The organism is Streptomyces sp. NPDC032126 (assembly GCF_055580085.1).
The window spans coordinates 1-22,161 of the sequence record NZ_JBVIMA010000008.1 but is presented as its reverse complement, the minus strand read 5'-3'; the positions used below and the strand labels follow the sequence as shown (position 1 = coordinate 22,161).

General features: G+C 68.3%; 24 protein-coding genes and 2 pseudogenes. 17 read left to right on the top strand and 9 right to left on the bottom strand.

All coding sequences use genetic code 11. The features are described 5' to 3' along the window. Positions 1 to 48 precede the first annotated feature (48 nt). The 4 genes from ACZ5NW_RS27585 (at position 49) to ACZ5NW_RS27570 (ending at position 3,311) form a co-directional block, all read left to right on the top strand. Positions 49 to 585 carry a TetR/AcrR family transcriptional regulator gene (locus ACZ5NW_RS27585; RefSeq protein ID WP_468746629.1) on the top strand — a complete coding sequence of 179 codons (537 nt, stop codon included), beginning with the start codon at positions 49 to 51 and terminating at the stop codon, positions 583 to 585. 227 nt (positions 586 to 812) lie between these two features. Next, positions 813 to 1,472 carry a formylglycine-generating enzyme family protein gene (locus ACZ5NW_RS27580; RefSeq protein WP_468746628.1) on the top strand — a complete coding sequence of 220 codons (660 nt, stop codon included), beginning with the start codon at positions 813 to 815 and terminating at the stop codon, positions 1,470 to 1,472. A 335-nt stretch (positions 1,473 to 1,807) separates the two neighbouring features. Then, positions 1,808 to 2,035 (top strand): hypothetical protein, encoded by a 228-nt coding sequence (locus tag ACZ5NW_RS27575; RefSeq protein WP_468746627.1) that lies wholly within the window; start codon positions 1,808 to 1,810, stop codon positions 2,033 to 2,035. Between the two features lie 631 nt (positions 2,036 to 2,666). Then, entirely contained in the window at positions 2,667 to 3,311 is a 645-nt protein-coding gene (locus tag ACZ5NW_RS27570; protein ID WP_468746626.1) for a hypothetical protein, read from the top strand. On the opposite strand, the gene ACZ5NW_RS27565 is transcribed toward ACZ5NW_RS27570, so the two are convergent. The 4 genes from ACZ5NW_RS27565 to ACZ5NW_RS27550 form a co-directional block, all read right to left on the bottom strand. Next, on the bottom strand, positions 3,215 to 3,598 hold the full coding sequence (locus ACZ5NW_RS27565) for a hypothetical protein (protein ID WP_468746625.1): 384 nt from the start codon (positions 3,596 to 3,598) through the stop codon (positions 3,215 to 3,217). The genes ACZ5NW_RS27570 and ACZ5NW_RS27565 overlap by 97 nt on opposite strands. 30 nt (positions 3,599 to 3,628) lie before the next feature. Further along, the gene (locus tag ACZ5NW_RS27560) at positions 3,629 to 4,012 is read right to left on the bottom strand and encodes a peptidoglycan-binding domain-containing protein (RefSeq protein WP_468746624.1); all 384 of its coding nucleotides are present in this window, start codon (positions 4,010 to 4,012) and stop codon (positions 3,629 to 3,631) included. A 65-nt stretch (positions 4,013 to 4,077) separates the two neighbouring features. Continuing rightward, on the bottom strand, positions 4,078 to 4,500 hold the full coding sequence (locus tag ACZ5NW_RS27555; protein ID WP_468746623.1) for a peptidoglycan-binding domain-containing protein: 423 nt from the start codon (positions 4,498 to 4,500) through the stop codon (positions 4,078 to 4,080). A gap of 340 nt (positions 4,501 to 4,840) precedes the next feature. Further along, on the bottom strand, positions 4,841 to 5,227 hold the full coding sequence (locus ACZ5NW_RS27550; RefSeq protein WP_468746622.1) for a hypothetical protein: 387 nt from the start codon (positions 5,225 to 5,227) through the stop codon (positions 4,841 to 4,843). On the opposite strand from ACZ5NW_RS27550, the pseudogene ACZ5NW_RS27545 reads away from it, so the two are divergent. The 3 genes and pseudogenes from ACZ5NW_RS27545 to ACZ5NW_RS27535 all read left to right on the top strand — a co-directional run. Continuing rightward, positions 5,221 to 5,588 (top strand): annotated as a pseudogene (locus ACZ5NW_RS27545) (Scr1 family TA system antitoxin-like transcriptional regulator); the annotation flags it as partial. The gene ACZ5NW_RS27550 and the pseudogene ACZ5NW_RS27545 sit on opposite strands and share 7 nt — an antisense overlap. Before the next feature lie 57 nt (positions 5,589 to 5,645). After that, a complete protein-coding gene (locus ACZ5NW_RS27540) occupies positions 5,646 to 5,900 on the top strand; it encodes a DUF6332 family protein (protein WP_468746621.1) in 255 nt (84 codons plus the stop codon). A gap of 37 nt (positions 5,901 to 5,937) precedes the next feature. Continuing rightward, positions 5,938 to 6,093 (top strand): annotated as a pseudogene (locus ACZ5NW_RS27535) (IS5/IS1182 family transposase); the annotation flags it as partial. Positions 6,094 to 6,185: 92 nt separating this feature from the next. On the opposite strand, the gene ACZ5NW_RS27530 reads toward ACZ5NW_RS27535, so the two are convergent. The 3 genes from ACZ5NW_RS27530 to ACZ5NW_RS27520 form a co-directional block, all read right to left on the bottom strand. Further along, complete coding sequence (locus ACZ5NW_RS27530; RefSeq protein ID WP_468746620.1) at positions 6,186 to 6,851, bottom strand: hypothetical protein; 666 nt, start codon at positions 6,849 to 6,851, stop codon at positions 6,186 to 6,188. Between the two features lie 984 nt (positions 6,852 to 7,835). Further along, positions 7,836 to 8,003, bottom strand: coding sequence for a hypothetical protein (locus ACZ5NW_RS27525; RefSeq protein WP_468746619.1), 168 nt, complete (start codon positions 8,001 to 8,003; stop codon positions 7,836 to 7,838). 78 nt (positions 8,004 to 8,081) lie between these two features. Next, positions 8,082 to 8,237, bottom strand: coding sequence for a hypothetical protein (locus ACZ5NW_RS27520; RefSeq protein WP_468746618.1), 156 nt, complete (start codon positions 8,235 to 8,237; stop codon positions 8,082 to 8,084). A gap of 186 nt (positions 8,238 to 8,423) precedes the next feature. Here ACZ5NW_RS27520 and ACZ5NW_RS27515 point away from each other — a divergent pair, with 186 nt between their 5' ends. Next, the gene (locus ACZ5NW_RS27515) at positions 8,424 to 8,630 is read left to right on the top strand and encodes a DUF6368 family protein (protein WP_468746617.1); all 207 of its coding nucleotides are present in this window, start codon (positions 8,424 to 8,426) and stop codon (positions 8,628 to 8,630) included. A 374-nt stretch (positions 8,631 to 9,004) separates the two neighbouring features. On the opposite strand, the gene ACZ5NW_RS27510 is transcribed toward ACZ5NW_RS27515, so the two are convergent. Then, the gene (locus ACZ5NW_RS27510; RefSeq protein ID WP_468746974.1) at positions 9,005 to 10,165 is read right to left on the bottom strand and encodes a pentapeptide repeat-containing protein; all 1,161 of its coding nucleotides are present in this window, start codon (positions 10,163 to 10,165) and stop codon (positions 9,005 to 9,007) included. A 224-nt stretch (positions 10,166 to 10,389) separates the two neighbouring features. Here ACZ5NW_RS27510 and ACZ5NW_RS27505 point away from each other — a divergent pair, with 224 nt between their 5' ends. From ACZ5NW_RS27505 to ACZ5NW_RS27485, 5 genes are all read left to right on the top strand, one after another. Then, positions 10,390 to 10,953: a transposase family protein gene (locus ACZ5NW_RS27505; protein ID WP_468746616.1), complete on the top strand. Its 564-nt coding sequence runs from the start codon at positions 10,390 to 10,392 to the stop codon at positions 10,951 to 10,953. Between the two features lie 410 nt (positions 10,954 to 11,363). Next, complete coding sequence (locus tag ACZ5NW_RS27500; protein ID WP_468746615.1) at positions 11,364 to 11,822, top strand: SRPBCC domain-containing protein; 459 nt, start codon at positions 11,364 to 11,366, stop codon at positions 11,820 to 11,822. Continuing rightward, complete coding sequence (locus ACZ5NW_RS27495; RefSeq protein ID WP_468746614.1) at positions 11,819 to 12,163, top strand: ArsR/SmtB family transcription factor; 345 nt, start codon at positions 11,819 to 11,821, stop codon at positions 12,161 to 12,163. Before ACZ5NW_RS27500 ends, ACZ5NW_RS27495 begins: the two co-directional genes overlap by 4 nt. 683 nt (positions 12,164 to 12,846) lie before the next feature. Then, entirely contained in the window at positions 12,847 to 16,329 is a 3,483-nt protein-coding gene (locus ACZ5NW_RS27490) for a tetratricopeptide repeat protein (protein ID WP_468746613.1), read from the top strand. Positions 16,330 to 16,471: 142 nt separating this feature from the next. Then, the gene (locus ACZ5NW_RS27485) at positions 16,472 to 16,594 is read left to right on the top strand and encodes a hypothetical protein (RefSeq protein ID WP_468746612.1); all 123 of its coding nucleotides are present in this window, start codon (positions 16,472 to 16,474) and stop codon (positions 16,592 to 16,594) included. A 1,280-nt stretch (positions 16,595 to 17,874) separates the two neighbouring features. Here ACZ5NW_RS27485 and ACZ5NW_RS27480 read toward each other — a convergent pair. Continuing rightward, positions 17,875 to 18,498 (bottom strand): TetR/AcrR family transcriptional regulator, encoded by a 624-nt coding sequence (locus tag ACZ5NW_RS27480; RefSeq protein ID WP_468746611.1) that lies wholly within the window; start codon positions 18,496 to 18,498, stop codon positions 17,875 to 17,877. Positions 18,499 to 18,913: 415 nt separating this feature from the next. On the opposite strand from ACZ5NW_RS27480, the gene ACZ5NW_RS27475 reads away from it, so the two are divergent. The 4 genes from ACZ5NW_RS27475 to ACZ5NW_RS27460 all read left to right on the top strand — a co-directional run. Beyond that, the gene (locus tag ACZ5NW_RS27475; protein WP_468746610.1) at positions 18,914 to 19,792 is read left to right on the top strand and encodes an alpha/beta fold hydrolase; all 879 of its coding nucleotides are present in this window, start codon (positions 18,914 to 18,916) and stop codon (positions 19,790 to 19,792) included. Between the two features lie 255 nt (positions 19,793 to 20,047). Beyond that, the gene (locus tag ACZ5NW_RS27470) at positions 20,048 to 20,218 is read left to right on the top strand and encodes a hypothetical protein (RefSeq protein WP_468746609.1); all 171 of its coding nucleotides are present in this window, start codon (positions 20,048 to 20,050) and stop codon (positions 20,216 to 20,218) included. A gap of 440 nt (positions 20,219 to 20,658) precedes the next feature. Then, positions 20,659 to 21,678, top strand: a complete 1,020-nt coding sequence (locus tag ACZ5NW_RS27465; RefSeq protein ID WP_468746973.1) for an NAD(P)/FAD-dependent oxidoreductase — start codon at positions 20,659 to 20,661, stop codon at positions 21,676 to 21,678. Between the two features lie 118 nt (positions 21,679 to 21,796). Continuing rightward, positions 21,797 to 22,161, top strand: a 365-nt coding sequence (locus tag ACZ5NW_RS27460; RefSeq protein WP_468746608.1) for an MFS transporter, incomplete at its 3' end; no start/stop codon positions are given.

Below are 22,161 nucleotides of genomic sequence, written 5' to 3'. Positions count from 1 at the left end.
CTCCGGATAACGTAGTGGAGAACTCTCCACTTAGCAACGTGAGGTCCCGTGGTCCGTTCGGACGCCCGTGAGAACAGGGCACGCATCCTCGCCGCCGCACGCGAAGCGCTCGCTGCGGACGGCAGTACGTCGATGAACCAGATCGCCCAGCGCGCCGGAGTCGGCGCGGGCACGCTGTACCGCAACTTCCCGACCCGCGAGGCGCTCGTCCTGGCCGTCAACCAGGACGAGGTGGCACGCATCACCGGCACCGTGCCCGACCTATTGGCCCAGATGCCGCCGCTGGAAGCCCTCCGGCACTGGACGATGGACCTCGTCGAGGCCATGCGGCGCAAGCACGGCCTCGGCGACGCGCTCACCCCGGCCGTGCACCAGGCGATCAACGAGCAGAGCTACGGCCCGGTCATCGGCGCGATCACAGAACTCCTCGATGCCGGCAAGAAGGACGGAAGCATCCGCGTCGACGCCGCACCCGAGGACTTCCTCCAGCTGACCGGCGCGTTGTGGCGTGCCGCGTCAAGCCCCGTGGACCGGGCCCCCCACATGCTCGCGCTCATCCTCGACGGACTCCGCACGCACCGGTAGCGGAGGGCCTCACAGCTGCAGGGGTGCGCTGCCGTGCCGGCCTGCGATGTCGGGGAAGTTCGGGATGCCAAGCTCCAAGGCGGTGCTGCGGCGGGCTTCAAGTCCTTCCAGCTCGCCAAGCCAGCCCTCGCGAGTTGATCTGGCTCCACCGCCGATCGGAAAGATCAGTAGAGCGATGGCAGACGCCGGTAGGGTGGCCTGTTGTGAACGCGGGGGCAGGAAACGAGATGGTTGCGGTCCCGTCGGGACAGGTGACGCTGTCGGACCGGCGGACGCAGAGCAGTTGGCCGGTCGAGGTCGCGCCGTTTCAGATGTCGGCGTTCCCCGTCACGCAGTCCTGGTACGCACGAGTCACCGGCCGACGGCCGAGTAGCGCCCAGGGTGAGGGGCTGCCGGTTGAGGGCGTTTCGTGGTGGGATGCGGTCCAGTTCTGCAACGCCTTGTCCCGGCATGAGGGGCTGACGCCCGCGTATCGCCTGCGCGTCGACGCCGAGACGGCCGAGTGGGACACCTCCGCAGACGGATACCGGTTGCCGACCGAGGCCGAATGGGAGCACGCCTGCCGTGCGGGCACTACTGGCCCGCGGTACGGCGAGCTCGACGAGGTCGCCTGGTACCAGGGCAATTCCGATGGGCGGATCCACTCTGTCGGCGGCAAGCAGCCCAACGCGTGGGGCCTGTACGACATGCTGGGCAATGTGTGGGACTGGTGCTGGGACGTCTACGACGCCGAGGTGTACGGGGCCTACCGGGTGCTCCGTGGTGGCGGATGGGCCGACGAGCACTGGAGCTGCCGGGCGTCGGTGCGGCGGCGCAGTCACCCGACCTTCCGGATCGACGACGTGGGATTTCGCATCGTGCGCTCCACACCGCTGCCTCGGCCGTAACAGCCTCATTCCGGATCGGTCGGTTCAGCGGGGGTGGCTGCGTCCGAGGTCAGCCGACGTGCCCTCCTTGGAGTGACTGCACTGGTCCGTCCGCCCGACGGCGGCACGGTTTGTGTGTCGATCACGGTCCTGTCGGAGGCCATGTTGCTTGATCACGGTCACGTCGCCAGGCCGGGATGGGTTTGTCGCCGACAGAGCTGTTCGCTGCGATCCGGAGGGACAAGCGTGTTGATCCGGAGCTGTCGCAGCGGGCTCTGGTGGAGAAATACGGAGTGCACCGCCGGACGGTGAGGGAGGCGCCGCTGTCTGCTGTTCCGCCGCCGCGGAAGAAACCGGTGCCCGGGGCCGCGGTCCTCGATCCGGCCAAGCCGTGGATCGACGAGATGCTGCGGAAGGACGCGAGTGCGCGGCGAAAGCAGAAGCACACAGCCCGCCGGATCCATCAGCGCCTCGCCCAGGAGTACGACTTCGACCTCGTGTCGTACTCCACGGTCTGCGACTACGTGTGCTGGCCAGGCGCCCGCAGATCGAGGCCGAGGTCATGGAAGGCCGTCGGCACCTGACGGGCATGGTCCCCCAGGTCCACCTGCCCGGCGAGGAAACCGAGGTGGACTTCGCTGACGTCTGGATCCGCCTGGCCGGCAGGCCCAGGAGTCGTTCATGGAAGGGCACGTTGAGGCGTTCAACGTCCTGGGCGGAGTCCCGACCAAGCACATCCGATACGACAACCCCAAGCCCGCGGTGAACCGCATCTGCACCGGCCGCAGCCGCATCGAGTCCCAGCGGTGGGTGTCTTTCCGGGCCCATTACGGCTTCGACGCCTTCTACTGCATCCCCGGCGAGGACGGCGCCCACGAGAAGGGCGGGCGTCGAGCACGAAGGCGGCCGCTACGCGAAGATCGTCGAGATCGATGCAGCCGAGGACGAAGGGATCCTCGCCGGCAGGCTGACCACCGTCGGCTTCAACTTCTTCACCGAGGCCGACCAGCTGACGCCGCCGCCGTTCGAGGAGTTCGAGTGCGGCATCAGCCTGCCACACGGGCTGGTCGACGAGCCGCGGCGACGCCTCCGGCTGCCGGCGGTACGGATCCAAGAACCGCTGCGGCTGCTACAGGTCCGGACGCCGGCCGCCGCGGGGGTGCCGCCAGCCCGGGATCGGGCCCATGCTCGACGCTGACGCCGGCCAGTTCACCCATGCCCTCGCCGACGCCGAACGGCAGCTCATCGAACGGATCACGGACCTGGTCGCTCGCTTCGACGTGCCGCACCGGCTCGCCGAAGCCGACCGGGCCCTGCGGGCCCGAGCGCGCCTGCACGATCCCGGACCGGACGCCCGGCCTCGGCCTCGGCCTCGGCTTCGACGCCGACGACACGGCCGCGCAGCGCGAGGACCCGGTGCCCGCCCCGGTGCTGGTCCCGAAGGACTTCGACGGCTTCCTGTCCCGGCTCGAACACCTGCTGGAAGACCCCGAGCACATCGAGCTGGTCAAGCGCGGCCAGGAGACCGGGACCTGGGAACCGGACCGACCCGCCCGCACGCCCGCAGCGAGAAACCCAGCCTTCTGCGCACCGCCGCTACGCCGGAGCCGCCGCCGCACTCTGCGGAACCACTTTGGCCGCGTCGGCCTCGGCCACCGCGCTGACGCTGCGGCCGCATTCGGCAGCCACAGCTCGGCGCCGCGCGCCCGCACCACCGCCGCCTGCCCCGCAGACCGGGACGGGCAGCGGCGGGTGCGGCGCCGTCAGCAGCTGGTGCTGGAGCTGATCTTGATGCCCGTGATGGTGCCCGTCGAACCGATGCTGTTGTACCCGTCGGTCGCGTTGGAGAGACAGCGGTAGATGTCACCGGTGCCGTAGTTCATGCGGATCCACACCGTGTCCTGGTTCCTCGTGTTGACCACGCTGAAGCCCGGCCCGTGGTAGGTGCTCTGGTAGTAGCTGGTGATGTCCCGGAACTGGGCCACGATCCTGGCGTTGTCCGTGTAGTTGTCGTAGATGCACACGTACGGGTAGGGGCAGCCGTTCTGGGAATCGGCCTGCGCGCCCGTGGCACCGAACAGGGACAGGCCGAGCACGGAGACGCCGACCGCGCCGGTCGCCGCCAACTTCTTGAATGCGTTGCGCATGGTTTTCTCCTGCTTTCGTGTGGGTGTCGGTCAGTAGGTCGGGACGTACGGCAGGCAGAGGCCGCTGGGACCGGCGTACGGGTCGCTCCAGTCGAAGTTCATCAGCTTGGTGCCCGTCATCGGGCCGACGACGCCGTCGGCCTGGCTGCTGCCGAGGACCATTTCCTGGAAGTACCGCACGGCGGAATCCGTCTGCGGGCCCCACTGGCGGTCCTCGCTGATCTGCGTCCGGCCGGCCAGCCGCAGGTAGTCGTTGACCAGGTGCTGCACGCACCACACCCCGGTGCCGGAGGTGGTGTGGCCGTAACCGAGGTAGGGCGCACCGGGCGCGGCGTTCGCGGTGTCGGCCAGGGCGGCAGTGGAGAGCAGGACGGCGGTGGCCGCGATAAAGGCGCGGCCGATCGACTTCTTCATCAAGGTGACCCTTCGGTGGGAGATGACTCGGATGACTCGCGCGGGCGGCGCGCCGGGCCCGGTGCCTACGCGCCGTACATGTGGGGGCTGGGCACCCGCCAGTAGCAGTCGTGGGGGCCGTCCCACGGGGTTCCGTTGACGGACGGATCCCCGTAGACCAGGAGCTGGTGGCCCGTCGTCGGCCCGACGATGCCGTCCTGGTCGTAGCCCCAGTGCGCCTGGAACCAGATCACCATCGCGTTGGTCCTCGGGCCCCACTGGCCGTCCTCGTCCAGCGACCAGTACGGCGCGCTCCCGCGATAGGCCGAGCCGTTGTTGTTCAGGTAGTAGTTGATGCTGTGCTGCACGCACCACACACCGGTGCCGGAGGTGCTGTAGCCGTATCCGAGGTAGGGCGCACCCGGGGCGGCGTTCGCGCTGCCCGTGAGACCGAGCACCGAGGCACCGGCTATCGCCAGCGCCGCGGCCCCCTTGCCAATCCTGGCCATGATGTTCATCGACGTTCCCCCTGTTCGGTGACGATCACTGGGCCAGGACTCTAGCCACCACCGGGGCGTGGCGGACCTGCTGTCACCGTGGCCCACAGCCGTCCCACCTGTCCCACCCGTCCCACCGGACCGTCCCACCACGGCTGGCCTGCGGCGGTCGGTGGGGGGCGTGGGACAAGCTGAGACGTCCCGGCTTCTCCCGGCAACCGGGCGAGGGCGGCCTTGGGGGAGGAACAGGACCGCCCGCCCTTCCCGCCGCCCGCGTTCGACGACGAAGGGCGAGGGCGACACCGCCGGTCTCCCGGTGCCGGTGCGCCCTCGGTCTTGATGAGCTGTTGGCTCACCGGGGGGTGATCGTGGCGGTGATGTCGCCGACGCCGGGGCCCGGGGTGTCGCCGGTGACCCTGGCGGTGGAGGTGACGGTGGCGACAGCGCGCACGACGACGATGGCGCAGACGCCCGCGCCGGGGGCGATCGCCGAGTAGGCGCACGTGACGGTGTCGGTGGAGCCGACCGCCGCGCTGGCGCACCTGCCGGTGACGGAAGTGGCGCCGACGAAGCGGGCATCGGCCGGAAGACCTTGGGCAAGGGTGACGTTCTCGGCCGAGGTGCGGCCGCTGTCGCGCACCGTGACCGTGTACGTGAGGCCGGCGAGTCGGCCACGGGCTCCCGCGGTGGGCCGCGAGCGTGACGCCGAGGTCCGCGAGCGGACGGACGACGGCCGCACACGTCGCCCGCTCCCGCTTCCTCTACGAGGGCGGTCACCGCTTCGTCGCCCTCATGGAGGAGTCCGTCCTGCGCTTCCGCACCGCCGACCCTGACGCCATGCGCGGGCAGCTGCGCCACCTCCTGGCCGTGATGCCGCTGATGTCCGTCTCCCTCGGGATCATCTCGTTCACCGCCCAGCGCACTGTGCGGCGCCTGGAGGCGTTCTACCTCCACGACGACGTCCAGGCCGTGGTGGAGACCCTGACCGCCGAGATCGACGTCACCCGGCCCCGCGAACTCGCCGACTACGCCAAGGCCTTCACCAGCTGGCGCAGATGGCCGTGTACAGCGACGCCCCGGACGCCTGCTCGAGGTCGTGATCCGCGCACAGGTAGACATGGCCCGCAGGATGCGGACCGCGATGTGAGACTTGCAGCATGGACATGGGGCGTGAGTCGCGGTGGGAAAAGGACGCCATGACGGTGGAGATCGTTTTCGCCCTGGTGACTGCCGCCGTGCTGGCTGCGGTGATCTTCGCCGTCGCATGGAGCCTCGCCCTGGCCCTTGGCCTCTCTGGTTCAGCAGAGAAAAGGGTGTTGGTGGGGGGCGCACTGCTCGGAGCGGTGGCCGGGGTGTGGCGTCTGGTACGGGTGCTGCTTCGGTTCGACGAGCAGCGCCGAATGGGCCGCTGACTGTGGGCCTTCGCCTTGCGGTCGGTAGCCACCCGGGGTGGGGATCGTTGAGCGGCTGGTGCCGGATGAATTAGGGCAGTTGTCCCAGCGGGTGGTTCCAGAAGCGTCATCGCGGCCGCAGGGCGGTGGCCGGTGTCGCCACGGGGACCGCGAGGTGTTGGCGGCGATCGTGTTCGTGGCGACGTCAGGCTGTGGCGGCCGGGCAGTCGAATGTTGTCGGCTGCGGCTCTCTGTAGTGGCTCGGGGCTGGAGTCGAGGATCCTTGGGGTCGTTGCCGCAGGTATGTCATGTCTGAATGCCGTGGGGCTTCTGTGTTGGCTTCGGCTTGTCGGTCGTCTTCGTGGCCAGCCGGTCTGCGGCACCCCGGTAGGCCGCCCATGCAAGGAACAGGATCTCGACGCCCGCGGTGATGCCCGCGGTCCGGAAGTTCCCTGAACCTGTCGAAGGAGTGCCCAGCATCATCGGGATCTTCCCCTGGGGATCTACGGTGACGGTGACGGTCTGGCCGGCTTTCAGGCCGTCGCCGGACACCTTGCCTGGCAACGGCTGTCCCGACGGATCAGCCAGCTCTGCGACGTGAGATGGCGGATCGGCATCGTGGTCGACCCAGTACACGTCGGTCACCGTCGCCCGCTCCTGCCGGCCTCGGGCGTGCAGCACCCGCTGGTCCAGGCCCGAGTTGGTCTGGTACGGCACGACCACGGCAGCGATGGGCACCACGATCATCGCCAGGATGACCATGGCCTTGGACCAGCCCTCGAACTCCTCCATGTGCGGCACCATCAGCCCGAGGAGAAGGAAACCCAGGAGAAAGAGCGTGGGATACACGAGCAAGGCCAGCCAGATGTTCTGCGTGACGTGCAGCAGGATGCCACTGCCACCCTCAAGGCCCAGGGGCACGACCGTAGAGCCCACCAGGAACAACGCGGCCAGGCCCAGCAGGCGCCCCAACCTCAGTATCCGCCCGGCCACAACACCCCCACCATCGAAATGTTCCGCGTCTACTCGTCACCGAGAAGCGCGGTCGACTAGCTTTCGTGCTCCTCGTTCAACGTCACTTGAACAGTGCGCCATCGACCTCGGTGGCATCAAGTGGATTCGACTCAGGAGCCCTTGGCGAAGGCGTTCCGCACTGGCCAACCATCGTCGCGAGTCGCCAACTATCACTGCGGATGTGACCGAGCGCTTCTGCTGGCCGCAGGAGAGCTGCCAGCGCCGCGGGGTCAAGCGCCGTTCGATGCGAAACCGTAGAGCTCGCGAAGCCTGGTGGCGATAGCCCTGTCGCGGCCTGGCTGGCGCGAGCGTATCCGCCTCGGCCAGTGCCTCCAGATACCGTTCAAGACCGATCACCCGGCCCCTGAGCGCGTCTTCCGCGTCCGCCAGAGCCGCCCGCACCCGTTCCAGCTCGGCTTCGAGTGCCTCCGCCCGCCCCCCGGCGGCCTTCCGCCGCGCTTCCAACACCGCCCGCATCGACGGCATTCGCCACTGCCCCCCACGACATCTAGGCAAGCAACGACCCGAGGCTCCCGCTACAGCAGCCATCTGAAGCCTGATCAGCGAGAACCACACACGAGGTTCGGAAAGTTCAAGAGTGAATACTTCTGGAAAGCCGCGATCGACTCCGCGGGTGCCGTCGCTGGCGCCGTCCCATGCCGGCGCCCGCTACCACGGCCCGGCCGGACCCCATGGCCGGACTTCGGCCTGGAGCAACAGGCCAGCATCGTTGACGAGTGGTGGGCCCCGGACAGCCATCAGGGCGGTCGGCAGTTCCCGTCCGGTGCGCAGCGCTCGACTCGCCCCAAGGACGACCCATGCTTCCGCTACTTCGCCGAAAACATCCCGGAAGAACGAGCCTCTGTGCGAGCAAGGGTCAATACCTGTGGATGTTGAGGCGCCCCGCCAGGTGCAGGCGGGGCGTGGGGTCGCGCGAATAGGTCAGACAGCCCAGAGGGTCGGGCCGTCCTGCCCCCTGCTCGCCTCGGTCGGGTAGATGTAGGCGTAGTTGATGGGGCACGGCATGTACACGCCGGTGTTGTTGTAGCCGGGCTGGGTTATGTCGTTCCAGTTCAACCTGTAGGTGTTCCCGCAATTGTCGTTCACCACAACGTAGAAGCGTTCGTCGGTGGTGGCGTTGCCGTTGCCGACAACCCAATAGACATGGTTAGTGCCTGAATCGCTGCCTTAATCGCAGATGTAGTACTCGGCCCCGTAATAGCTGTGGTACCGATGCGTGCACCCGCCAATGACGGCAGCACTCGCGTTGCCTGCGGTGCCGACCACTCCGGCGGCTGCCAGTCCGAGCGCGGCGACCGTGCCGGCGATCCTGGTGAGACGCATGCCTTTCCCCCTTCTCGGCAGGCCACTGGCGCGGCCCCAGAGTGGTCTGCACACCAGCGATGCCCACGTTCGTCCCGTTCGGCTGTCAACTCGGCTATACATTGGCTGACTTCCGTCCTGCCCCGCGCCGGGTCTGGGCGGGTATCAGGGTCTCGGCTTCGTGCGCCTGCGGAGCCGTCCGCGCCCGTGAACGCCTGCGAGCAAGGCGTAGCAGCCCTCACCCAGTATCAGGCCCGGGAAGGACGCCTACGGGCACTGTTGGACGGGCAGGCGTCGGTGGCCGCTGGCCTTCCGGGGGTGCTGGGGATCGCGGACGATGACTGGATGGCCCTGGGAACGGCGGGGTTCCTGCGGGCCTGGGTTGGGCACCCCGCCTTCCGGCTGGTCAAGTAGCCCAGACCGTCCGCGGCGGAGGTGCTGCTGTGTCCTGGAACCTTCGCCTGGTTGCCTGATCATGCGGCGAAAGCGGGTCGGCCGCCCCGGCCGATGCCTTTCTTGCTGCCCGGGTCTGCACGGTGTGGTTGGGGTGGTTTGAGTTGGCGATGGTGAACTGCCGCAGCGGTCCGAAGTGCGCTTCGGTCGGCTTCGACCGTAGCGTTGCGCGGTCGGCGCAGGACCTCGTCCGGCTCGAAGGCTGGGCCGGTGCCAAGCGGCGTGCACGGGCCGTCACCTCTCCCAGGGGGGCTCTGCGCGATCAGGACGCCGCTGAGGAGGAGACGCCGGTCAGGGGGTTCCCGGTCGCCGCAGTCTTGACGGGCGCGTCTTGGTCAGGGAGTGGACCTCAGTGGGGGTGCCTGCCGCGTTATGCCGGGTGGCTGGAGTAGGGGCGAGGGCTCGGGTCCGGGGTCATCGGTGTCGACGACTCCGGCGGCCGTGTGGTCGAAGTCGGCGGGCCAGCGGGTGTGCTCACTGGCCAGGGCGCCGGTCAGGCGTGCTTCGACAAGGTTGGCGGTGCTCAAGTCGGTGCCGCGCAAGTCGGCCATGCGCAGGTCCGCGCGGTGGAAGACCGCGCCGTGGGCCTTGGCCTTACGCAGGTTTGCCTCCCGCAGGTCGGTCTCGGTGAAGTCGGCGTCACGCAAGTCGGTTTCGACCAGCTTTGCGGCCCGTAGGTCGGCCAGAATGCAGCGGGCCCGGCGGAGAATCGCAGTCGTGAGGTCGGCGTGCCGCAGGTTGACCGAGACCAGGGACGCCTGGGTCAGATTGGCGTGGTACAGGCCCGCCGCCTCCATGCAAGTGCGGTCGAAGTTGACCTCGCAGAACCACAGTCCGTCGCAGTCGGCCCGGCGCAAGTCGGTGATGCTGAGATTGACCCAGGACTGCTCCCGGTGCCGGCACAGCACGCCGAGCGCGGTCAGCGCCACCTGGGCGTCGGCAGCGCGGGTTTCCAGGGGTGCGATGTCGTTGATGGGCACGTCTGCCGCCGGTGATTCCGGCCCGGTGGGTGGCCAGGGCAGGTGTGTACGCAGATACGCGGCCTGGATGGAGATGATGGCCTCCCGGTCGCGGGCGGACTGCTCCGCGATCCGCCACAGCGCGTGCAACCCGCCGATGCGCACATCCAGCTTGTCGCTGCCGAGCTGGTCGACGGCCCGGCTGAATCGGTCGGTGACGTAGCCCTCCTGGGTGGCGCGCAAACCGTCCTGACTCACCCGCAGTTGCCGCCAGGTGGCGTACGCGCCGAAGAGCACGACCAGGCCGCCGACCACCTGCAGAAGCGTCGTACGGACATCGTTCACCGCCTTCAGCCGATCCTGCGCGGCGACGCTCGCCCCGGCGAGATCGTGGTCGACCACCACCCCCGGCAGCACGACGAACACCGTGCCCAGGATGACCAGCCCCGCCCCGGCCAGCAGTCCTGCGGCTACACGACGCCTGACCAGCCCGTCGTGCCATGCTCGCCGCCCGCGGTCTGGTTCCCCCGTCTCCATGGGCATGGGAGCCTAGGCGCCGCTCAGAAGACGATCAAGAGTGCTGTGTCACTGGCCCGTGACATGTGAACGGCCGTACGGGTTGGGCGAGTTGTGAGGCTTGCCTGGGCCCGTGTGGCCTGTTCCCATTCCTGCCCTGTCCGGCATCTCGCGCGCACACTTCGGCGGGTTGCTCGAAGAACTTGCGTCCCGGTGACAGGCCGCACGGGAGTCGGATCGGCGGGTTGTTCGAAGAGCTCGCGCCCCGGTGGCAGGCTGCGCGGGAGTCGGCGCTGCACGAGCGGCGTGGCGGAGGCGGGCGGCTGGCGCCGGGGCGCGAGCAGTGCCTGGTCTTCGTCGGCCGGCTCCTGGTCGCGCTGGCCCAGCGGCGGCTCGGGATCCCGCACGCCGCGCTGGCTGAACTGTACGGAGTGGACTGCTTGACCGTATCCGGAGCGATCCGCGAGGACCGGCCGCTGCTGGCGATTCGCGGTTTTGCCGTCCCCGACCGGCCGGGGGTGTGGCTGCGGACATTGGAGAACCTGTTCGCCTACGCCGACGCGGCGGGGGTTGGCATGCGCGTCGACGGCACCGAGGTGCAGGTCCGCCGGGCCTGCGCGCACCGCCCCGGCCGCAAGGCGTTCGTCTGCGGCAAGAGGAAGCAGAACACCATCAAGACCGCCACCTTCAGTGACCCGCAGGGGCGCACGTTGCTCAGCGGCGTGGTCCGGCCGGGCCGCATGCACAACCAAACCGCCGTCCGCATCGAGGGCATCGCTGAGCAGTTCCACCGGCACCTCAGGGTCTAGGCCAAGGTCGACGAGGCTGCCGGGGCCGGTCAACGAGTTCCCCCGGCCAGGTCAGCGCCCGGCCGAAGAAGCCGAAGGACGACGCGCCTCTGGGCGGGCACCACGCCTGGCGCGAGCAGCGGCGCCGTCAGCCCTCTACGCGAATCCGCGGGGAGCACACCAACGCCGAGTGCAAGCAGTGGCGGCCCCTGTGGCGGTTCACCGGCCGCCGCGAGACCTATGCGGAACTGGTGCTCGCCCGGCAGGCCGCTCGCTGATGACCCGGCCAGTCAAGCCGCCCGGCCAACACGCGCCGAACTCGGCCTGGCGGGATCCAAGCGATCGCTCACCTCACGTGCAACTGATCGGTTGCGCATTGACGTCCGGATGTGCAACCTTGAGGTAGCGCATCCGGATGAGATGAGATTGCAGTGATCCCCAACACGATCGAACGCGCCGTCCTGATCAATGCCTCCAGGGAACGGGTCTGGTCCGTACTGTGCGAGCCCGCTTTCCTTGGCCGCTGGTTCGGCAATGGAGAGGCGGTCAAGATCGACCTGCGCCCGGGCGGCCTCCTGGTCTTCGACCACGGCATCCATGGCGTCATTCCCGCGCGTATCCAGACCGTCGAGCCGCCACGCGTCCTGTCCTGGCGATGGTCTCAAGGCGCCGCCGGCGAGGAACCGGACGACTCCAACGCCACTCTGGTCGAGTTCACCCTGACCGAAGACGACTCCACAGGAGGCACCCGGCTCACCATGGTCGAAAGCGGCTTCGCGCACCTCGGGTTGCCCACCGGCGAGGCCGCCGACCGCCACCGCGCGAACAGCCAGAACTGGCCCGGCAAGCTCGACCAACTGCGCGCGGACTGCGAACAGGCCACGCCATGACCCGCACCGCAGAGGGCGAACAGGCCCCCGAAGACGTCCTGGTGGCCCTGGCCGACCCGATCCGGCGAGAGGTCCTGGCCGTCCTTGCCCGCGAAGGCGGCGCGACCTCGACATCCCTGGCGGCATGCCTCCCCGTCACCCGCCAGGCGGTGGCCAAACACCTCGCCGTCCTTGACCGCGCCGGACTGGTACGCGCCCACCGGGCCGGACGGGAGGTCCGCTACGAAGCCGATCTGCAACCGCTGAGGCGGACAACGCGGTGGATGGAAACTCTCGCCACCCAGTGGGAACGCCGCCTCAGCGCCATCAAGGACCTGGCGGAGGGGGCCACGGGGCCCTGAACCCCGCAGCACCATCTCAAAGGCCCATCGCAGTGCGGAGTCTTCTCCAGCAGAACAGTGCGCACCCCCGGGCGAGGAAGGCCTCGTGGATGTCGTCGCGTATCTCCCAGCGGATCCGCAGGCGGCGGAAGCCGTGCAGCCACCGCACCCGGTCGCCTGGCCACGCCGCATCAAGACCCGTCCCTGGCTCGCTGAGCCAGGCCACCGTGGCGACAGTAGGCAGGGCCGAGGCGCGAGGGCCCATGAGGCTGCGGAGTGCAGTTCGCGTACGCCGGTCACCCGCGGGTGCCGGTCGGCGAGTTCGGTGACGATGCGGCGGATTGCGGGCCGGTCGCGGACCTCGCCGGGGCTGCTGGCCCTATAGGCGTCCAGGAGTGCGCGGGCGGCCGCAATGCGCGTAGCCGCCGGACGGCCGGCGAGCCTCACGCGGACCGCCTTGCTGGTGGCGGTGCCGCTGGTGTTGCCGGTCTTCTTCGTAGTCGCCTTGACGGTGATCTCGCGCCGTTGCGTTTGCCAGTCGCTACGGACGGCGGGAGACTGGGCGTATCAGCGTGACAGCGCCGCTGGAAGCGGGGCGGGCCGATGTCAAGGACACCCGCCCCGGGAGAGATGCTGATATCAGAACCACTGCCTGACAGCGGCGGCACACGCACATCGAGCCGTTCCGAGCAGGGCGAGCGGTCATGGCTTCCCCCAAGCATCTCATCAAAGAGACGTTCCGCATCACGGCTTCCGAGTCGGTCGTCGCTGCTCGTCGAGGGCGGCGAATATGGATCTTGTGGCGCCAGACGCTGGGGAGCCTGAACAAGATCCTGATCATGATGGGCGTAGCCTGCGTGGCGCTGATCACACTGGCAGCGACGGGTACCGATCACTTCAGCGCGGTGCCTCCTGTGGGTTGGGCAGGCGCGGGCCTCGCCGCGCTGCTGGCGGCCGCCCTCTTGTGCCGCCCCCGTGCGGTCCGCATCCTGCCGTTCAAGTACCTCGCCGACGCGGCAGCCGACCCCCAGCGGGAGGCCGTTCTCGCACCGGGTTTCGCCGAACTCCTTGACGATGAGATCCGCCGGATCGTCGACCTGGTCCATCAAGAACCGTTCATGACGCCGGCTGACGTGCTCAATCCGGCCGGGCGCCGGGGCGACATGGTTCGACGGTCGTCCGCCCGGGTGCCGTTCAAGACCGGCGTGGCGGCGACCGGTCTGCTGCCGGCGGACATCAAACCGACCGAGGTCGGCACGGTCGCTCTGGGCCCGTTGAAAGTTCAGGTCGGTACCGTGCTCGCCTGGCTTGAGCGGTTCTTCGGCACGACCCTCCAAGGATCACTGGTGGAGGCGGACGGGATCCTGCGGGTCGTCGCGGCTCAGTCGGGGTTGCGCGGTGGCCCCAGCTGGTCGGCACAGGTGCAGCTCGACGGGGACACCCGCTCGTCGGCCGCGCGACTCGCCCGGGAGTTGGCGCACCGGATCGAGTTCGAGCGTCCCCGGGCCACCGAGTCGGGAGCCGATGTCGTGAGCTTTCAGCGGCTGGTGGACGGTCTGGAGAGCTATAAGCGGTTTCAGGAGGAAGGCGCACTCCAGGACCTCGACGACGCGGAAGACCACTTCCGGGCAGCCCTTGCCCGTAGCCCGCAGTACGCCGCGGCCTACCACAACCTCGGCCTGGTCTACCACGAACAGCTGCGCGTCCGAACGGACATCCATCTCAGGGTGTCGGATGCCGTGGAGGGTGGCCCGATCCGCATGTGGCAGAAGGCCGTCGCCCTGGACCCGACACTGGGTCCTGCTCGCGCCCAGTTGGCGCGGGCCTACATCGAAGAAGCTGACCGGCCGGGCAAGGGGGACGACAGGCGAGCTGATCTCCTGGAGCAGGCAGCGCAGTCGGCGCGCTGTGCACTTGAGCAGCCTTCCGGGGCTCATCCCATGGAGAGTGCGCTCGCCTGGTACTGGCTCGGATGCGCCCTGCGCAAGCAAGCACACGAAGGGAACCGGTCGAACGCTGTGACGGAGGAAGCGCTCAAGTGCTTCTGCCGCACGGAACAGGCCCTGTGGGACGAGCGAGGCCGACGACTGGCGATCGACGCGGACATGACCGCGGTGCGCCCGTTGGCCGAGCGGATTGCTCAGGTCGTCGGGCAACAGGCCTCATGCTGGGCCCAGCTCGCAGACGGCTTGAACGGCGCGGACCGAGAACATTGCATCAACAGGGCCAAGGACCGCGCTCGCAAGGCAATCTCCTGGGCTCCTGGCATACCGGAGTTGCACGCCATCCGCGGCAGTATCCTTCTGCAGTACGGCGACAGCGAGGCTCGACACGCTGTCATGGAGGCCCTGCAGAGGGATCCCGAGAACCATCACCTGACGTCGGAGAGCCTCGGTGTGTTCGCCCCCGTCACCGGCGACAGGGACGAGGAGCGGCAGCTGGCCGTGGATCTCTTCGTCCTGGCTGCTCACAGGCACCCGGACGACGCCATGGCCTGGCTCCTGCTCGCAAGGCTCGCGGGCAACGCTCGCGACGCCCGGTCGCTCGCAGGCAAGGCGCTGGCGCTGGCCCCGGACATCCGCGAAGTGTTGCATGCGGTCGACCAGTTGCCGACCGTCGGTGCCCCCGACGCCCAACGGCAGTTCAGCAGGAGGTGGGCGGAAGCTTGGGATGCCGCCCGTCAGGCGGAGCGAACCGGCAACGCACCTCGCCTGCGTGACGCACTCCGCTCCGTCGAGTTTCTCAGCGATATGTACCGCCGGACTCGACGACCCGAAGTGTTGTGCGTCTCGCGTGAGATAGGACTCCTGCACACATCTCTGGCGTTGCTGACGGAGCCCTCCAAGGACCGGCGCACGCACTTGGGCGCAGCGGTCGATCACTTGGACAGGGCCGTGACGCGCACGCTGCCCTCGGGAGTGGAGGTGCCCCCGCTGTGGTACGTGGAACTCGCCGACGCCCACGCCGCGCTCGCGGACGCCCGGTCCGGGAAGGGACGCGACGACAGGGCGGCGCGCAGAGACTACGAAGCGGCTATCAGGAACTACAATCAGGCCATCAACCGGTCACCCAAAGCTGTCCGTCCCCGGTATCGCACGGGGAGCACGGGCCAGGAGCGGTTCGTAGAGCTGACCGCTGAACAGCCCGACCTGGCCCCGCGGGCACGCGCGACGGCGGGCCGGGCAGAGGTCTACGCGAGGCAAGGACGCGTCAACGACGCTATCCGGGACTGCCGCGACGCCCTGAAGCTGGCTCCACTTTACGCGTATCCGCGATTCACGCTGGCGTATCTGTACCGGGAGCGCAGAGCACAGTACGACCTCGCGCAGCAGACCCTCAAACGGTTGATCGAGCTCTTGCCGGCAGGCGTGGAACGAGACAGGGCCCGGCTCGATCTGGCACGCACGTACCGCATGCACGCCGAGGCATCACCGCCCGAGGACCGCCACAGGCTTCTGATCCTGGCCCTACAAGGGTTGGACAAGGCCACGCGCGAGGCCTCGCTGAGCGCGCTTCTCGAGGAAGGGATGTACGAGGAGATGGCCACTGTGCTGGTTCTTCTGGGCCGTCCCAGAGAGGCCATCGTCGCCCTCCGCTCCATTGGCGATGCCAACGACGCGTTGCATGCCGCCCAGCACCACGAGCGAATCGCTCGCTTGATCGCGGAGGGTGCACAGCCTCTCGAAGTGGAGCAAGAACTGAAAGCCGCTCAGGAAGCATGCCGGAACCGGCTGAAAAAGATTCGTGGCACCGATGAGGAGCAGGTGCTCAGTGCAGACCTTGTGAGGCTGACGGCGCAACGTGCAATGTTCTACGCGGAGCAGGGCATCAGGCTCAAGGAAGCTCATCACATTGCGAGGACCGCTGGGAGGACCACGCCGCGCGTCAAGGACCCGCACACTCTGGCAGTGTACGAAGAAGCCCGGGGGTGGGTCGCCTATCGTGAGGGCCACGTCCACAAGGCCGTCCGTCTCCTGAAGAGCGCAGTGGAATACTCTGCCGGTGACGCCCACGAACGGATCCATCTGGCCCTCGCGCTGGAAGCGCGCTCGAAATCCCGGCTCCGGCACCGGGAGAGAGACCTCGACCAGGCAAGGGACATCTGGCGGCAGGTGCTTGATCAATGCCCCGAGGGTCCTGCTGCAGAGCAAGCCAGGCATCACCTCGACCTGCTGCCCGAACACTGAGGCCGCCCGAGGCCGCTGGCGTCCCGGCGGCTCAAGGGTCGGCGTTTGTATGTCATCGGATGCCGCTGGAGGCGAGCCACTACCGTCCCCAGGCCGCTTTGATGCCGTCCCAGCCTTAGAGGTCCTAACAAAGGCGTTGGCCGTGGCGGTGGGTGATGAGGCAGGTGGCGAGGCCGAGGAAGGCTTCGTGTCCGTGCTGCTGGCGGTGGCGCTGGTCGGTGACGAAGGCAACCGCGTGGTTTCGGCCAGCAGTCGGGGATCGTGACCGTCGGCGGCAGCCTCGGCTTCCAGGAACCCGCTGAGTTCGACGCATCCTCGCCAGGGGCGGGTGAGGGTGCTGTTGCTGCGCGGCGGATCGGCGGTGAGCCGGGCGTCCAGGTGGTCCCGGAGGTGGTCGCGGAGGCACCCTTCATGGCTGGCCTGCCGCTGCCGACGGTCACACCCGCCGGCACTGGCTCGACGGCGAAGGCACCACCCGCGCCCGGTGGCGGGGGGCCTCGTCACCGCACGACGCGATCTCCTGGGTATTGCGCACGTTCACGACGACGAGGACACCAACGAGCGTTGACCCTGCAGGGACTGTCAGATTCCCTCAGCCTCTCACGCACCTGATCGTGTTCCATGGATCGTCGGGGGCGGTGTTCGTGGCGACGACTGCAGGGCCGTATTGGTACTGGCAGGCATCGGTCCAAGACAGCCGACCTTCGGCCCTGATCGGCTCGGAGCTTCCGTCCGCGCGTACGCAGGTCCAGTCTTTGACGGTCTGGAGATCGTCTCCCTCTGGGCGTGATGATGCGAACCCCTTGTGCACGCAGTAGGCGAGGACGTTGATCGGGCGGCCGATCTCCGTTGAAGACTTCGCCGGCGGTCGCGACGGTTCACTGCCGTTGTCCGGCTGGAGGCCGACATACGTCAACACCCCGATCAGTGTGCCCAATACAGTGAAGGCCACTCCGATCTCCGCACAGGTCACACGTCGCATTACCAATGACCAGGCCTTCCGTGTGCAAGGTGAGCGCGACCCAGGCGGCCTCAGAGTATGTGAGGAGCGGCCGACCACGACGGCGCCGCGCTCACCAACGTGATCGAAGGAGAGTTACGTAGCGCCTTGCACCACCCCGGCCGGACGGGGACGTTCTACAGCAGCGGTTCAAGGGCGACCGCCGCGCCGCACTCCTCGCAGGGAACTGCCCCGGCCGTTGTCCGCGGGACGTCGAGTGCGTCGAACAGTACTGGCGAACGTGGCTATGCGAACCTGCGGAATGGTTGAGCGTTCGGTGAGGCTGCCGAGCGGACCCGACCCGCAGTCAAGGCCAGTCGGGGTGTGACACCGGCAGCAGTCCGTGATCGATTGGTCGGAGTTTCTGCAGCTGCCACGTGCCTCCAGGCGGCGGCCGAAGTACGACCGTCTGCTGGCGGCGAGTCCTTCGGCGACTGACCGTGCAGTTCAAGGGCGGTGCGTAAACCTGTGGGCGGTGTCTCCCGCGGCGTCGAAGTGGGCCGACAGCATCAGATGCCTGTGCAACGAGGCCGGCCGTGCCCTTCTCAGGTGTGGCGCGGGCGAGGCAGCAGGGCGAATGCGCTCTCCGCAATCGAGGTCAGGCGCGCGGGACTGTGGCCGAACGCGCCTATGACATCGGTCCCGCGGATGACGCTCAGCAGAAGGTACGCAAGCTCGTCGGGATCCGCGTCGGGGTCGATGTCGCCGTTGCGCTGTGCCGCTTGCACACACTCGGCCACCGCCGTCGCGACCACGGAGAAGCAGTCGTTGGCCAGGCGTTTTACCTCGGCGTCGGAGGCGCCGATCTCCAGGGCCATCTTGGCGGCGAAGCAGGCCGCCCCCGCCCGGTCGGAGGCGGGGGGTACGTCGTCGGCGAGTGGCACCCCATGGACGGCGAGGAGCAGGTACTGGTGCAGTCGTTCCAGGGCGCCCTCGTCCGGTCCGGCGAGCATCTTCCGCGGACCCTGCGCCAGCCGGGCGAAGTAGCCGGTCATCGCCTCCAGCAGCACGCCGTGCTTGCCGTCGAACGCGCCGTAGAGGCTGCCGCGGCCCAGGCCGGTGGCGGCGCTGATGTCGTCGACGCTCGTGCCGTTGTAGCCCGAGGCTCGGAACTGCCGCTCGGCGGCATGGAGGACGTGGTCGCGGTCGAAGTTTCGTGGTCTCGCCATACAAAGAAGGTAAAGCCGATCGGCCCATATTGACAACTCAGTACAGAACCGCCTAGGTTTCGGACTGTTCAGTCAATAACCGTCCTGAGCTGGCCGGACAGGCTTGGTCCGGGCTTGCAGGATCAGTGCGGACCGTGTCGGCCTCAGCGCGGGCGACCCCCGGCGAAGTCATGCCCGCAACAACCCACGTGCTGCTCCCCCTCACTGCCACCGACCCGGACACCATCCCCGACCCCCAGCGGTGCCCTGCCGACCAGTCCACGCCGGGACCGGTGGGGCGCGTGCCGGCGAACCGGGCGGACACACTGCGCTGAGCCTGGTCGGCCACGGGTCAAACCTTGACCAACTTCACAGACCAGCGAAATGAGGAGAATGCCCGCATTCCGGCATTCTCCTTGCCTGAAAGGACAGAAGTATGGGACGCAACGAGTCTCCCGACGCAACGTACGCGAGAACCTGGAGCAACGGCCGCGGCGAGGTGCGGTTCTTCACCCGGGCCGATGGCTCGCGGCTGCGCTACTACACGGTGGGCACCGGCCCCGCCCTCGTGCTGATGCACACCGTGCGCGGCCAGCTCGACTATTTCCAGCGGGTGATCCCGCTGCTGTGGGACCACTACACCGTCTACGCGCTGGATCTGCCCGGGATGGGGTGGTCCGACATCGTCCCGGGCGCCCAGTACGAGGAGCCGCAGCTCCGGGCCGCGGTCGTCGAATTCGTCCGCGGACTGGATCTTCACGATGTCACCCTGTCGGGCGAATCGCTCGGGGGCGCCCTGTCCCTGTCGGCATCCATCGACCTGAAGGACCGGGTCAGCCGGGTCGTGGCGTTCAACAGCTACGACTACCCCCAGGGCGGAGAGCGGGGAAACTGGCTCTCCCGCGTCATCATCTCCAGCGTGCGGATGCCCGTACTGGGCCCCGTCTTCGCCCCCCTCGAGCCGCGGCCCGTCTTTCGGGCAATTCTGCAGGGCGGCTACGTCGACAAGACCCGGCTGCCCGAGGACTTCATCACCGAGCTACTGAGGAGCGGCCGTCGCAAGGGCTACGCCAAGGTGTCCCGAGGGATCTTCCGCAGCCTCAAGGGATTCGACCGGGCCCGCGAGCGTTATCCGCGAGTGTCGGTACCCGTCACCCTCGTCTACAGCGAAAACGACTGGTCCAAGCCCGCCGAGCGAGACCGCGTGGCCAACGCGCTGACGGACGGCCACCGCATCACCGTGCCCCGCACCGGGCACTTCTCCGCCCTGGAGCGCCCTGACGAGATGGCACGGATCCTGCTCGGCGCGGCCTGACCCCAAACGACCGGCACCTCCGCCCCCTCCCCGTCCTCGATCGTGACCCCGGGCGTCTCGCCGCCGTCAATCTCGGCCTGGGCGACCCACTGTCACAACGACTCCTGCCCTGCCCCGACCTGCTTGGACACTGTCAGCACCGCCGCGGTATTTGGTCGGGTACTCGGCACGGTGCTACAGCAACAGCCGGTCGGCGGGCCCCTAGCTCGGGATCCACCTTCTTCGGCATGACACGCATCCTTCCAGCTCGGAAAGATGCGACATCAAACCGGCCCCTACCTGGTCTGGCTGAGTCTCGATCAGGGCGCGGCACTGCGACCTTCTGCTGTTCGTCCCGGCAAGGACTCCGCCGGCATCTTCGGGCCCGAAACCATGGAGCGGTTCGGGCTGCCGCTCGGCGCCATGCTCGCCGAATGGGCGTCGTGACGGTGGGTGATGTACGTGAACGTCGCCTTCGCGGCCTCCGCCCTGATCGGTGCCTTGCTGCCGGCCATGCCTGTGATCACCAAGAAGCCCCAAATTCGACATTCGGGGCATCGTCATGGTGCGCGAGGGTGCGACCTTTCGCACTTGACAACTCAGTACAGAACCGCCTAGGTTTTTTTACTGTTCAGTACATAACCGTCCTGAGCTCCCCGGACAGACTGTGTGCACGTCTGGCGCGATCGAGGGCAACCCATGCCTTTGAACTCCTCCGCGCCACCGGGCGTTGCGACGCCTTCCAGGCAAACCGGGGCCCGGACTCTCCACAACAGCCCCCGACGGTCGCCGACCACTTCCTGGGCTTCCTGAACAGCTGCCCCCTGCAACCACCCAGAACTCGAAGGGTTGACCGAACCATGACTGACAAGGAAAAGCAGGAGGCCATGGCTGTGACGACACCTCCGTACGCGAGCGACGCACTGGTCGAGGGGACCGTCGACGCGGTGGTGATCGGCGGGGGTGCTGCGGGGCTGAACGGCGCACTGATCCTCGCCCGCTCCCGCCGCTCGGTCGTCGTGATCGACAACGGCTCCCCGCGCAACGCGCCCGCCGATGCCGTGCACGGCCTCATCGCCCTGGACGGCACCCCGCCGTCCGAGATCCTTCGACGGGGCCGGGAGCAGGTGCGCCAGTACGGCGGACGCGTCGTGTTCGGCGAGGTGGTCTTGGCCGAGTCCGCCGCCCCGTCGGTTGACGGGGACCTGCGGTTCACCGTCAGCCTGGCCGACGGCCGCCGCATCACCGCCCGCCGCATCCTGGTGGCCACCGGCCTCACGGATGTGCTGCCGCAGGTGCCCGGGCTCGCCGAACACTGGGGGCACAGTGTGGTGCACTGCCCGTACTGTCACGGCTGGGAGGTGCGCGATGAGCCCATCGGCATCCTCGCCACCGGCCCGGCCTCCATCGGCCACGCGTATCTGTTCCGTCAGCTGACCGAGGACCTGACCTACTTCACCCACGGCACCGACCTGGACGAGGACAGCCGCGCCCGCTTCGCCGCCCGCGGCATCCGCGTCATCGACACCCCGGTCACCGAGGTCGTCAACGATGAGGACGGTGCCCTCGCCGGAGTGCGCCTGGCCGACGGTCAGGTCGTGGCCCGCCGCGTCCTCGCCGTCGGCCCTCAGATGCAGCCCCGTACTCAGGGCCTGGAAGGTCTGCGCCTGCCGGTGCAGGACCTGCCGAACATGGGCCGCGGTTTCGCCTCCGGCATGGCCGGCGCCACCGAGGTGCCGGGTGTGTGGGTGGCCGGCAACGTCACCGATCCGGTCGCCCAGGTCGGGGCCTCCGCAGCGGCCGGCGCACTGGCCGGCGCCGACATCAACAAAATGCTGGCCATCGCGGACACCGACGCGGCCCTTCAGAAGATCGCCGAGGCAAGGCCCGAAGCGGCCACACGATGATCTCGAAGCCCTGAGATCTCAGCCCGTCACCCTCGCCTCGCCTTCAACGGTGAGGAAACCAATCAAACCAATCAGTTTCCAGACGGCTTTCAGCCGTGCCCACCAAGCAAGGGAAAAGATGAGTACCAGCATCGACCGCGGGGCGCCCGCCCCCGGAAAGAGAGAATTGGGCCTTCGCGGCTCACATGCCGTGCGCTGGTGGGTGCTGGTCGTCATAGGCGTGGCACAGCTCATGGTCATGCTCGATGCGACCGTCGTGAACATCGCGCTGCCCGAGGCGCAGCAGGACCTCGGCTTCAGCGACGGCAGCCGGCAGTGGGTCATCACGGGTTACGCCCTGGCGTTCGGCAGCCTGCTGCTGCTCGGCGGCCGACTCGGTGACCTGCTTGGCCGACGCACCCTCTTCGTGATCGGCTTGGCAGGTTTCGGGGCCGCGTCCGTCGTCGGCGGCTCGGCCGGCAGCTTCGAGATCTTCGTCGCGGC